At 67.8% G+C, this 12,405-nt stretch carries 11 protein-coding genes; 5 read left to right on the top strand and 6 right to left on the bottom strand.

Features of this window, described 5'->3' with window-relative positions:
• The first annotated feature begins 70 nt into the window (after nucleotides 1-70).
• A complete protein-coding gene (locus ACZ0AE_RS05920; protein WP_463600619.1) occupies nucleotides 71-427 on the top strand; it encodes a hypothetical protein in 357 nt (118 codons plus the stop codon).
• 555 nt (nucleotides 428-982) lie between these two features.
• Here the strand turns inward: ACZ0AE_RS05920 and ACZ0AE_RS05925 are convergent.
• Nucleotides 983-1,375, bottom strand: coding sequence for a barstar family protein (locus ACZ0AE_RS05925; RefSeq protein WP_463600620.1), 393 nt, complete (start codon nucleotides 1,373-1,375; stop codon nucleotides 983-985).
• A gap of 278 nt (nucleotides 1,376-1,653) precedes the next feature.
• Here ACZ0AE_RS05925 and ACZ0AE_RS05930 point away from each other — a divergent pair, with 278 nt between their 5' ends.
• Both ACZ0AE_RS05930 and ACZ0AE_RS05935 read left to right on the top strand, forming a co-directional pair.
• A complete protein-coding gene (locus tag ACZ0AE_RS05930; protein WP_463602066.1) occupies nucleotides 1,654-1,995 on the top strand; it encodes a glycine zipper 2TM domain-containing protein in 342 nt (113 codons plus the stop codon).
• 125 nt (nucleotides 1,996-2,120) lie between these two features.
• A complete protein-coding gene (locus ACZ0AE_RS05935) occupies nucleotides 2,121-3,497 on the top strand; it encodes a hypothetical protein (protein WP_448133261.1) in 1,377 nt (458 codons plus the stop codon).
• 1 nt (nucleotide 3,498) lies between these two features.
• On the opposite strand, the gene ACZ0AE_RS05940 is transcribed toward ACZ0AE_RS05935, so the two are convergent.
• From ACZ0AE_RS05940 to ACZ0AE_RS05955, 4 genes are read right to left on the bottom strand one after another with little or no spacing between them, the layout of a single operon-like run.
• Entirely contained in the window at nucleotides 3,499-4,614 is a 1,116-nt protein-coding gene (locus ACZ0AE_RS05940; protein ID WP_463600621.1) for an ABC transporter permease, read from the bottom strand.
• Nucleotides 4,611-5,792, bottom strand: a complete 1,182-nt coding sequence (locus tag ACZ0AE_RS05945) for an ABC transporter permease (RefSeq protein WP_463600622.1) — start codon at nucleotides 5,790-5,792, stop codon at nucleotides 4,611-4,613. The genes ACZ0AE_RS05940 and ACZ0AE_RS05945 overlap by 4 nt, the downstream gene beginning before the upstream one ends.
• Nucleotides 5,789-6,805: an HlyD family secretion protein gene (locus ACZ0AE_RS05950; protein WP_038689594.1), complete on the bottom strand. Its 1,017-nt coding sequence runs from the start codon at nucleotides 6,803-6,805 to the stop codon at nucleotides 5,789-5,791. The genes ACZ0AE_RS05945 and ACZ0AE_RS05950 overlap by 4 nt, the downstream gene beginning before the upstream one ends.
• Entirely contained in the window at nucleotides 6,798-8,126 is a 1,329-nt protein-coding gene (locus tag ACZ0AE_RS05955) for a TolC family protein (protein WP_463600623.1), read from the bottom strand. The genes ACZ0AE_RS05950 and ACZ0AE_RS05955 overlap by 8 nt, the downstream gene beginning before the upstream one ends.
• Nucleotides 8,127-8,490: 364 nt before the next feature.
• Here ACZ0AE_RS05955 and ACZ0AE_RS05960 point away from each other — a divergent pair, with 364 nt between their 5' ends.
• The gene (locus ACZ0AE_RS05960; RefSeq protein WP_447592594.1) at nucleotides 8,491-10,473 is read left to right on the top strand and encodes an oleate hydratase; all 1,983 of its coding nucleotides are present in this window, start codon (nucleotides 8,491-8,493) and stop codon (nucleotides 10,471-10,473) included.
• A 95-nt stretch (nucleotides 10,474-10,568) separates the two neighbouring features.
• Here ACZ0AE_RS05960 and fabR read toward each other — a convergent pair whose 3' ends face one another.
• Nucleotides 10,569-11,234 (bottom strand): HTH-type transcriptional repressor FabR, encoded by a 666-nt coding sequence (gene fabR, locus ACZ0AE_RS05965; RefSeq protein WP_038692404.1) that lies wholly within the window; start codon nucleotides 11,232-11,234, stop codon nucleotides 10,569-10,571.
• A 92-nt stretch (nucleotides 11,235-11,326) separates the two neighbouring features.
• On the opposite strand from fabR, the gene ACZ0AE_RS05970 reads away from it, so the two are divergent.
• Nucleotides 11,327-12,403 carry a ferredoxin reductase gene (locus ACZ0AE_RS05970; RefSeq protein ID WP_463600624.1) on the top strand — a complete coding sequence of 359 codons (1,077 nt, stop codon included), beginning with the start codon at nucleotides 11,327-11,329 and terminating at the stop codon, nucleotides 12,401-12,403.
• Nucleotides 12,404-12,405 lie beyond the last annotated feature (2 nt).

A 12,405-nucleotide genomic window follows, 5' to 3' on the forward strand; every position in this document is an offset into this window, starting at 1 on the left:
AGGGGGAAGCCCTTCGTCGGCGTGACGCCAAGTGTAACGTGACACCCTCCGACGGATGCCAGGAAGCCCTATGCGCGATGCCAAGAAGACCCTGCTGCCGCTTATGAGCGGCATGCGCTGGCCGGGTGGGTCCTATGTTGAGGTGGCCAAGCTCTCCATCACGGACGCGGATGTGACCGGCTACTTTGGCTGCGATCTGGTCCGGGGCAATGAACCCGGTCTGGGGCCATGGCGATCGATCGGAATGCAGTGTGCCTCCGGCGCCATTGCCGAATTGATTTCCTACGAGGCGGAGGAGGGGCAGGGATTTACGCTGCGGATCGATGCGCTCTCGGACCCGCCCAGCGTATTCAACGAAATTGTGTCCGAGCTTGTGCCCAGCAGGAATCACGTTCTATGGCGAAGCGCCCTGATCGGATCCGCGTAGACGGGTAGCTGCAATGACCACCGCACACGCACGCCCACCCACGGCCGACATGGATGCATCAAGGCGAGGTACCACCGTGAAGCAATGGCTACGCGCACTGACAAGCACGGCTGTGTTTGCATGTGTCCTGGGCATGATCTCTCCGGCGGGTCTGACCCACGACCGGCAAATGCGATGGTCGCCGAGTGAGGATCTTTCCCATTACAGCGGGCTTGACGGTGATGCGTCCGGGGGCGGGAGTACGGCCTTCCCTGCATACCTCAATGCTGCTCTTCAGTCGCCGAACTATCGTGAGGGCACGCGCCGGGCTTCCGAATCCGCTTGCAGTGCCTGGGTCGCGGTGCAGGTGATCAACGCGTACTCCTCGATGTACGCATACACGTTCCACGCGCCAGAAGCTGCGTCGTCAAGCGGAGACTCCCGCGCGGTCTCAGCGGTCTCAGCGGTGTCGCTTGTGCGCGGTGTGGAAGACCTGGCCAGACGCGCAAGGCAGAAATGATCCTTCTGTGTCGCGCCGGGCAACGCGGCCGTCATGTTCGCAGTATGCGTGTCCCCTCAGGAGGTCAGCCGCACGTTGGGATGCGCGGCGAAGATGTCCATCACGATGTCGAAGTAGGTCTGCCCCTGGCCGCGCTCCAACGCTTCGAGCTGGGCATCGATAGCACGGATATTGAAGGTACCGGGGCGCGCGCGTTTTTCCTGCAGCCAGACGCGCGTTGCTGCCTCGCCGAGTGCCACACGGCTGTGTGCGATGTCTTTCCAGTGCACGCTCACTGCCGCATGCCCGGCCATTGCGCCGTAGCCGCCGTACAGCAGGTCATCCAGCGCGTCCAGGCTGGGCCCGAGCTGCCAGTCTTCGTCGGCCATGAACACGCGGTTGATCTCGGCATAGAAGCTGGCGATGTCGTGTATCGCGCTGCCGTCGATAAGCAGCGAGGGGGATCTCATCGCGCTACCCACGGGCTGGCAGCAAAAGATGGTTTTCCAGTGCAGCGCATGGAGGTCCACCACGGCGTGGGTGAGAGGGTCACGCCGGATCATACCGGGCCGTTGGACACGCCTGCGTCGACGCCGCGCCGCATCGCCCGCAGGTGTCCGCCGCCTGAACACAATCACGACATTGACGTGGCCTCGACATGTTTTCACTGCCGGTTGCAGCCAACGGGCGCAGGCTGGCCCCATGTCCTGCGAATGAGGAGACGAACGTGAAGACGATTCAACGTGTGATGTGCATGGGCGCGCTGGTGGCCGCTTCGTTCGGCGCCGCTGCGCAGACCTATGGTCCGAAGGACGAAGGCCGCCGTTTCAACGACGGCAGCAAGGTGGTCTGCAAGAACGTGGAAGTGCAGCGCAACGCCAAGGACCCCAATCGTATCGCCGGTACCGCCACGGGTGCGGTGGTGGGTGGCCTGCTGGGCAACCAGGTGGGCGGTGGCAACGGCAAGAAGCTGGCGACGGTGGCCGGTGCCGTCGCGGGTGGCGCTGCAGGCCGTAACATCCAGGGACGCAGCCAGCAGAAGAACGGCGACCGCGTGGTCGAGCGCCGCTGCGAGCGTCAGTACCGCTGATTCTGCGCCCCCTGTAGCGATGACACGATGCCGGCCACTGGGGGCCGGCATTTTCGTGTCCGGGCCAGTGGCAACCTCGGGGACCGGCCGTATACTCCGGCAACACACCCCAGCACGAGCTGCCCGTGAGCGAAGCATTGGAGCCTGGCAGTACCCCCGGCCACCCGCCAACGGCGCCGGACCACGAGGGACGCTTCGCACGCCTGCGCGAACGCACCGATGAGCTGGAGCTGTTCATTTCGGGCCTGTTGGCGTTCGCGCTGTTGGCCGTGCCGGGGCGCATCTTCGAGGCGTGGGCCACCAGTACCGTGCATACCGAGGGCGTCTACGGCTACGCGTTGTGGTTTGGCTTCAGCACCAGCGTGGGCCTGTGCTACGTGGTGGCGGTAGCGCTCATCGCACACCTCGCCATCCGCGGGTACTGGGTGGGCCTGATCGGGTTGAAGGTCCACTTCCCCGACGGAATCCGCTGGGAACGGATACCGCTCATGGGGCGGGTGTCGCGGGTGTTCTACCAGGCACGCGTGGGTAGTCTGGACGGGGTGATCGCCAACGCCGACCGCGCCGCGTCCACGCTGTTTTCGGCCACCCTGCTGTTCGCCCTGACCATGGTGCTGATCGGCGCGGGCGCGGTTCTGCTGTTCGCCGTCGCCGGCGCCATCGGCGCGCTGTTCGGGAATGCCGACCGCTTCATGCTGATCATCGCCGGGCTGTTCTTCACCGTCCTGGTGCTGAGCAACTGCGTGCCCCTGGTACTCGAGAAAGTGATCGCGCGCCGGCACCTGCGCGGCGTGGCCAGCCCGGGGCTGGAACGGATCACCCATCGCGTGCTTGCCTTCAACCAGTGGTTGATCCCGATGCGCCTGCTGCTGCCGGTGCAGTTGACCCTGCAGAGCAACCGCTACGCCCGCAATTTCATGGTGGCGTACTTCGTCGCGGTGATGGTGGCGATGTCCATCGGTGGGTTGCAGGCGATCAGCTCGGCCAAGTTCTCGCTGTTCAACCGCTATGAGGTCATCACCACCGAAGCGGTGGACGAGGGCATGGTCAGTGCGCATTACGAGTCGCTGCGTGCCGACCACGATCGCCTGCTGCGCTACCCGATGATTCCCACCGACGTGGTGGAGGGTGCGCTGCTGCGGGTGTTCATTCCGCACCAGCCGCAGCGTGACAATGAACTGGCACGGCGGCTGTGCGGCGCACTGCCCGGCGGCGAGAACCGGCTGCGCGGGCCGGCGGCTGAAACGGCGGCGGTGCAGTGCGTGGCGCGCTTCTGGGCGGTCACCCTGGATGGCACGCCGGTCGCGTTGGACGGATTCGTGGCAATGGAGCGGCGCGACCTGGAAATGCGGGGCCTGGTCGGCTACCTGCCGCTGTCGGCGTTGTCACCCGGCCGCCACGACCTGCGGCTGGTCTGGAATGCCGGCGGGCCCGAGCGGGGCGCCATGCGCCACCGCGAGTTCCGCATTCCGTTCTGGTACGCGCCGGACGCTTCGCGCTGACTCAGGGCGTGCGCCGGCGCGCGCCCAGCCGCCACACGGCAAGCGCACCGTAGAGCACCAGCAACGCGGCCAGCGTCCACAGCTCATGGCTGACCTCGCCCAGGCGGGCATCCATCTGGTTCAGGCGCACCATCAGGTTGATGCCGGTGGTGGTGGGCAGCAGGTGTGCCAAGGCGACCAGCGCTGGCGGCGAGGTAACCGCGGGCCAGGACAGGTTGGCCAGGAAGAACAGCGGGATCGAGCAGGCGATCACCACCTGGAAGGCGCGTTCGCGGGTGGCGAAGAAGCTGCCGACGAACAGGCCGAACGCCACCGTGGCGGCAATGAACAACGTCCCGCCCAGCAATTGCCCGAGCGGATTTCCGCCGCGCGGATAGTCCTGCACCCACGCGGTGAAGCCAGCGTAGTAGAGCAGGCCCAGCAGGCCGATGATGCCGAAGCCAAGCGCCATGCCGGCCAGGGTGGGCAGGTCGAAGCGCAGGCGCCGGCCGAGTGCCCGACGCCGCGTACCCAGCAGCACGCCAATGCCCATCAACAGCGTCTGGTGCACGATCAATTCGGCCACACCGGGCACGATGGCGCTGCCGTAGCCTTCCAGCGTGTTGAACAGCGGCCGCTGCACCAGGGTGATCGGCGGTGGCTGCGGGGCGCCCATGAAGGCGGCCTGCGAGACCGCTGTTTCGCGCGCGAACGCGGTCAGTGCATCGGCCACGCCACCGAGTACCCAGCTGGCCCGGCCGAGGTAGGCACCGTTACCCATCAACACCAGGTGACCGGCGCCGCCGCGCAGGATGTCGCGCTCCAGTTGGGCGGGAATCAGCAGGATGCCTTCGGCCTCCCCACGCTCGAGCGCGTGGCGGGCCTGGTCGAGGGTGGCGGGTTGGGCAACGATGCGAACGGTACGCAACGCGTCCACGCGCCGCAGCAGTTCGCGGCTGGTGGCACTCTGGTCGTGGTCGACCACCACGATGGGCAGGTTGCTGGCCACCTGGTGGCGGTACGCGGCCGGGTAGAAGAACGAGTACAGCACCACCGCGCCAATCATCAGCACCACCGCATAGCGGTCGGTCAGCACCGCACGCAGGGTCTGGCGCAGGCTGGTGGTGAAGCGGCTCATGCGGCCGCCCCGTTGGAGGCCACCGGCGTGGGCAGGGCGCGCGCTGCGACGATCAGGCGCCAGCCGCCGATGCCGCCGGCCACCAGCACCATCAGCAGCAGCGTAGCCAACGGCCACAGCGATACCGTCCACGGCGCGCCGACAAACTGCTGCTGCGTCTGCAGCTTGACGTAGGCGGTGAGCGGCAGCAGCAGGTTCCAGATGCGGGTGAACAGCGGCGCATCCACCACCGGGAAGGTGGCCCCGGAGAATGCCAGCGCGGTGCCGATGCTCAAGCCGATGGCCGACAGCGCGGTGCCCATGTCACGGGTGAGCCCCACAAACAGCAGCGCCACCGCCGCGCACGCGAGGTAGAACAGCGGCTGGCCCAGCATCAGCAACAGCAGGCTGCCGGCGATGCCGTCGCCGCGCAGCAGCGCCAGGTACAGCACGCCGAGTGCGCCATACACCGAGAACAGCGCGACATAGGGGCAGATCTTGCCGGCGATGGCCGCCCAGGGCGTGCTGCCCAGCCACGCACGCAGCTGGCCGTCGCGCACCTCGCGGCCCAGGCTGGCGGCCACCGCCAGCGCCAGGCCCAGCGACAACACTGCCGGAAACAGCAGGGGCAGCAGGAACAGTTCGTAGCTGCGCGCCGGGTTGTGCAGGATGTCCGACTGCACCGCGATGGGCGGCGCGCGCAGTTTGGCCGGGCCGACCTGTTTGCCGATGCCGCCGGTCAGCAGGCGCGCGTTCCAGGCACCGACCGCTTCCACGATATCGCGCACCGCCGACTGCCCGGTGGTGAGGTAGGTCGCGTTGTAGTAGGCGAACACGGTGCCCTGGCTGCCACGCAGCGCCTGGCGGGTGGCGTCGCGGGGGACCAGCACCACGGCAAAGACCTCCAGCCGCCGCAGCTCGGCCTGTGCATCGGCCAGGCTGGCCGGTTGGCTGGCCACGGCGATGCCCGGGCTGGCATCCAGCATGCGGGCCAGCAGGCGGCTCTCGGCACTGTGGTCGAGGTCGACAAGGGCAATGGGGATGTCGCGCATCACCGACGCGGCAAACAACCAGGCCATCACCGCCAGCATCAGCAGCGGCAACAGTGTCACCAGCAGCAGGTCGGCGCGGTCGCTACGCAGGTGCTGCAGCTCGCGTTGGAAGGCGGCGCCGAAGCCCGCCCGCCGCGACCGGTTCATCCCTGCGGCCACGCGAACAGCACGCTCATGCCAGGGCGGAAGCCCTCCACGCGCGCCACCGGGCGCAGCCGGATCTCGAAACTGCGCACGTCGTAGCCCGACGACTGCCGGGTAGCGCGCCAGGTGGCGTAATCGCCGGCCGGGTTGATGAAGTACACCTCGAACTCGACATCGCGATCCAGCGCGGGGACCTGACCGCGCAGTCGGTTGCCGATCTTCAGGCCCCGCATCTGCGATTCGCGCAGGTTGACCGATACCCACATGCGGTCGATGTCGACCAGGGTGAACACCGGGTAGCCTGCCGGCACCAGTTCGCCCACATCGGCCATGCGCTTGTTGATCTCGCCGGCCAGCGGCGCGCGGCCGTTGACCTCCTCGCGCGCGGCATCCACTTCGGCCACTGCGCCGCGTGCCTGGCGGACCTGGCCCTGTGCGGCACGCTTGTCCTGCTCGCGCGCGCCGGCCAGCGCCTGGTCGTACTGCGCACGGGCGGCATTGGACAGCTCGCGCGAACTGCGTGCCTGGGCCAGCGCTTCGTCGCGCTTCTGCCGGGTCATCACGCCTTCGTTGAACAGGTTCTGCACGCGCTGGTAGGTGGCATCGGCCAGCGTGGCACCGGCTTCAGCGCGTTTCCAGTTGGCCTGCGCGGCGCGGATGTCTTCGCTGCGCGCGCCGGCATCGGCCTTGTCGGCCACGGCGCTGGCAGCCTCCAGCGCGCCTTGCGCCTGTTCTTCCTTGGCGGCCACTTCCGGGCTGTCCAGCACGAACAGCACCTGGCCGGCCTGGACCCGGTCGCCTTCGCGCACCTTCAGTGCGGCCAGACGTGCGGTGATCTTGGCGGCCACGTTGACGGTGTCGGCGTCGGCCATGCCCTGCAGCTGTTCGGCCGGGCTGCGCCAGGCCAGCCACAGGCCAACCACCACCACGATCGCCAGCACCAGCGCGAGGGCAATACCGAGTTTGCGCTTGTTCGGCGGCGGCGCATCGGCGGGCGCCTGCAGTGTGTCATTCATGCGCGATCACCTCGTCGGCCTGGCGGCGGAATTCGTCATAACGGTCCATCTGTCCACTGATCTCCAGCAGTTGTGCCAGCGCCACGTCGTACTGGTACGCCGCCTGTGCGCGTTCCACCTGTGCACCGCCCAGCCCCAGCCGCGCATCGATCACGTCCAGCGAGGTGGCCTGGCCTTCGCGGAACGCCAACTCCTGCAGGCGCAGGTTCTCGCGGTTCTGTTCGATGCTGCTGTCCAGCAGCAGGAACTGCTGGCGTGCGGTATCCAGTTCGTACCAGGCCTTGCGCACGCCCAGGGTGACCTGGTTTTCCGCTTCGCGCAGGCCGGCCTCGGCCTGCTCCTGCTGCGCGCGCGCGGCGCTGATCTGCGCCGGGCGTGAACTGGGGGACAGGAAGGTGTACTTCAGGCCGATGCCGAACGCCCAGTCCGGGTCGGTCAGCATTTCGTCGCGGCGCAGGAAGTCGTACTGGCCAAACAGATACACGGTGGGCTTGAGCTTGGCCTGCTGCACGCGTACGCCTTGCTCGGCCTGAGCTACCAGTGCGCGCAGCCGCGCGATCTGCGGCTGCCGGGCCTGCGCATCGCGTTCGAAGCTGGGAAGCGCGCCGATCGGCGTGCGATGTACGAACAACGGCGACAGCGGGCGCACTTCGCCCCCGCTGCGCAGCAGGGTGGCCAGCGCGGCCTTCAGGGTCTGCAGGTCGTTGAGCGACTTCTGGTAGTCGCGCTCGGCCTTGTCGCGGGCCACGTTGGCCTGCAGGCGCTGGGCGCGGGTGGCGAAGCCTTCGCGTTCCAGCTTCAGTGCATCGTCGAGGTGGCGCTGCAGCCCGTCGCGCACGTCACGGCGCACGTCCACGGCCTGCTCGGCCAGGCGCTGCCCGAAGTAGGCCTGGGCCAGCTGCACGCTCAACGACTGGCGCTGCGATTCGCGTTCGGCGCTGGCCTGCGCGGTGGCGCCGGCGGCGGCCTGCTGCGCAGCCGGGATCAAACCGCCGGTGTACAGCGGCAGCACCGCGGTGACGACCGGGCGGGTGCGCCAGTCGCGCTCGGTGAACTGCAACGGCGACTCGATGCCGAACGCCTCGGCCACCGGGGCCAGCGAGCCCAGGGGCAGGGTCAGCGTCTTCTGGAACTGCAGGCGGCGCACTTCACCGGTGATCTCCGGCAGGCGCAGCAGGCGGGTGGCGTCCTGCAGGTCCTGCTTGTTGCGCACCGAGGCATCGGCGGCGGCCAGTGCGTCGGACACCTGTTCCAGGCGCTGCTGCGACTGCTGCCAGTCCAGCGCCGGAACGGCCGTCTCGCCGATGGGCGACTGGGCCATGGCCGCGCCGCTGCACAGGAGCAGGGCGGTGCAGTGAAGTCCTTTCTTTGCGCGCGCAAGCGCCGTGTGCCGGCTCACGAATGGGCGTTCCGTATGTAAAGCATTCGGCAAAGTATGGTGCGCGCCGCGTGAAGCCCGGGTCTTCACGCCGGTCACGTGCGGTGGCGGCGGTCTGCGAACCGCGTTGAGATGCGGTGCCTCGCATCATCGTTCGCTCGCACGCAGGCGATGCCGTGCGTATTGATGTCGATCAAGGCGCGGCGGGATCGGCGGCGTAACCTGACGGAAAGCACGGCGGTGCTACCGTCGGCGCAAGGCCGCGAGCGGCCATGCGATACCCCTGCAGACCAGAAGGATAGGTGCAATGACCCAGCAGCCCGCGCAGTCCGCTACGCCCGCCACGTCGCCCACGTTCGACCATGAGCCCGACGGCAGTGGCACCTACTGGTCCAACCAGCCGCTCAACACCCTGCCGCCGCCGGACACGATGGGCGCCTACATGCGCAATCGCCCGCTGCCGACGGAAGGCATCGCGCAGCGCCATGCGTACATCATCGGCACCGGCATTGCCGGGCTCGCCGCGGCGTTCTACCTGATCCGCGATGGCGGCATGCCGGCGGCCAACATCACCCTGATCGACAGCCTGGACATCGAAGGCGGGTCGCTCGATGGGGCAGGCAATCCCGAGCAGGGTTACCTGGTGCGCGGCGGGCGCGAGATGAACTGGAACTACGACAACTTCTGGGACCTGTTCCAGGATGTGCCCGCGCTGGAACTGCCCGAGGGCTTCAGCGTGCTGGACGAGTACCGCGCGGTGAACGACCACGACCCGAACTGGTCCAAGGCGCGGCTGCTGCACCAGCAGGGCAAGGTCCAGGATTTCTCGACCTTCGGCCTGAGCCGTGGCCAGCAGTGGGAACTGGTGAAACTGCTGCTCAAGCGCAAGGAAGAGCTGGACGATGTGACCATCGAGGACTACTTCAGCGAAGGCTTCCTGCAGAGCAATTTCTGGTTCTTCTGGCGATCGATGTTCGCCTTCGAGAACTGGCAGAGCCTGCTGGAGATGAAGCTGTACATGCACCGCTTCCTGGACGCGATCGACGGCCTCAACGATATGTCGGCGCTGGTATTTCCCAAGTACAACCAGTACGAGAGTTTCGTGGTGCCGCTGGCGCGCATGCTGCGTGCGCAGGGCGTGCAGATCCAGTTCGATACGCGCGTGCATGACCTGGAAATGGCCGTGGACGGCGATGCACGCACCGTCACTGCGATCCGCTGCAAGGTGGGCGGGCGCGAGGACCGCATCGCGGTGGGCGAGGGCGACCTGGTGTTCGCCCTGACCGGTTCGATGACCGAAGGCACCGCCTACGGCGACATGGATACCGCGCCGGTGCTGCAGCGTGATCGCCACGAACCGGGCGAAGACAGCGACTGGTCGTTGTGGCGCAACCTGGCGCGGCAGTCGCCGGTGTTCGGCAAGCCGCACAAGTTCTACGGCGACGTGGACCGCTCCATGTGGGAGTCGGCCACGCTCACCTGCCGTCCGTCACCGTTGGTGGACAAGATCGCCGCGCTGTCGGTCAACGACCCGTATTCGGGCCGTACCGTCACCGGCGGGGTCATCACCATCACCGACTCCAACTGGGTGCTCAGCTTCACCGTGAACCGCCAGCCGCATTTCGTCGACCAGCCACGCGACGTGCTGGTGGTCTGGGTGTACGCACTGCTGATGGACCAGGACGGCAACCACATCAAGAAGCCTATGCCGGCCTGTACCGGTCGCGAGATCCTGGCCGAGTTGTGCCACCACCTGGGCATTGGCGACCAGCTGGATGTGGTGGCCGAGGCCACCAAGGTCCGGCTGGCGCTGATGCCGTACATCACCGCGCAGTTCATGCCGCGTGCCGCTGGCGATCGCCCGCACGTCGTCCCGGCCGGCTGCACCAACCTGGGCCTGCTCGGCCAGTTCGTGGAAACCCGCAACGATGTGATTTTCACCATGGAAAGCTCGGTGCGTACCGCGCGGGTGGCGGTGTACACGCTGCTGGGGCTGGCCAAGCAGGTGCCGGACATCAGCCCGGTGCAGTACGACGTGCGCAACCTGCTCAAGGCGGCGCGGGCGTTGAACAACGGCGAGCCGTTCCCGGGCGAGCGGGTGCTGCATCGGTTGCTCGGCAAGAGCTACTTCGCCCACATCCTGCCGCCGCTGCCGGACGCGGAGAAGGCGCAGGACAAGCGCGGTTTCATGGAGGACGAACTGTCGTGGCTGTCCAGCAAGGGCAGCCTGGCATTGAAGGAGGTCTCGGCCCGCCTGGACCGCCTCGGCGACAAACTCGGCAAACGGTAGGTACCGACCGTTGGTCGGTACGTTGCGCGACCACCAACGGTGGTCGCCTACCGGGGCATTCACGTTGGGGTTGGCCGTGGGTCGACCGACACCGGTCAACGCGTCGGCGGATTCCCGGCGATGGTGCGCGCGCCGGTGATGATCATGCGCAGCATCTGCGACAGCTGCTCGATCAGTTCGGCGTCCTTTTCCTGCGGCTGGTCCACGGCGGTGGCCCCCATGGCAAACACCAGCCGGGTGATCGCCTTGGACGCGAGCGCCGGTTCGTGCAGCACCGCGCCGCCATCGGCGGCGGCCAGCCGGATCAGGTCGACCCGCAGTTCGTCTTCGAAGTAGTTCAGTTCGCGATCCACTGCCTGCTTGAACGCGTCCGAGCCGGCGCTGCCTTCGCGCAGCAGCACGTGCAGCAGCTTGTGGTCGGCGCGCAGCTGCTCGAAGAAGGTCTCCACCGACAGCCGGATCACGCTGCGCTCGGACGACGCCGCGCGCTGGCGCGCCTCGCCGATGATCGTGCGGAGAGAACGCCCGGACAGATCGATCAGCGCCACGGTCAGTTCGTCCATGTCGCGGAACTGGCGGTAGAACGAATTCGGGGCGATGCCGGCCTCGCGGGCCACTTCGCGCAGGCTCAGCGTGGAGACACTGCGGTGCGGGCCGATCAGGGCCAGCGCGGCGGCCAGCAGGTCGTCGCGCGAGATCGAGGCTTTGCGCGCCGGATGGGCATCGTCGGCAGCGGACAGGGGCAGGTCTGGGGAGGTCATCGGGGGCAGGGCGGTCAAGTCCCTGAATCATAGCCCGTCCGGTCAATATACAAGTGTATACACGCCTGTATGTGCGTGCGTATAGTGACCCCATGAGCGCCCAACCCCGCCCCCCGATCCGCCGCCGCAACCCGATCTCGCCCCGTCATTGGGTGTCCGAGGAGCTGTTCGACTTCTGGGCCGGGCGCCTGCACCCGTTGTGGACCCTGCGCCGGGCGCGGGCGCGGCTGGTGGCGCGCGAGCAGGCCAGTGCCGATGCGGTCACCCTGGTGCTGCGCCCGAACCGGCATTTCCGTGGGATGCAGCCGGGCCAGCACGTCACCCTTGGGGTGGACGTGGATGGCCGTCGCCTGTCGCGCAGCTACAGCCCCACGCGGCTGGCCGATGGCACCCTGGCGATCACCGTCAAGGCGATCGAGGGTGGCAAGGTCAGCCAGCACCTGGCCCACCATGCCGTGATCGGCGAGGCGTTCGAACTGGGCCAGGCCTTCGGCGAGATGACCGTGGACCCGCGCCAGGCCCAGCGCCTGCTGCTGTTGGCCGCCGGCAGCGGGATCACCCCGATGCGTGCGCTGCTGCGCCAGCTGGATGCCGCCGGCATGCCCGGCACGGTGGACCTGGTGTACTGGGCCCGCCGCCGCGAGGAACTGTGCTTTGCCGACGAACTGGCGGCACTGGCCGCGCGTCACCCGAACCTGCGCGTGCACCTGGCACTGACCCGCGACCCACACGCCGCGTCGCCGCGCGTGGATGCCTACGCGTTCGATGCACTGGGCGACCTCCGTGCGGCCCAGGTGCTGGTGTGCGGCCCGGGTGGCTTCGTTGATGCTGCCCGCGCACGCCTGCAGGGCAGCGTGGCCGCGCTGCAGTTCGAAGCGTTCACCCCGCCGCTGCTGCCCGACGCGGAAACCGGCACGGTGCAGGTCGAACTGCGCCGCAGTGGCCGCACCCTGACCCTGCCGCGCGGCACCTCGCTGCTGCAGGCGCTGGAAGCCGAAGGCCTGCGCCCGGCCAGCGGCTGCCGCATGGGCATCTGCAATACCTGCGTGTGCGGCAAGGCGTCCGGCGTCACCCGGCACACCCTGACCGGCGACTACGCTGATGAACCGGCCACGCAAGTGAAGCTGTGCGTCAACAGCGCCAGCACCGACCTGATCCTGGAGCTCTGAGC

The organism is Stenotrophomonas sp. AC248 (assembly GCF_979258185.1).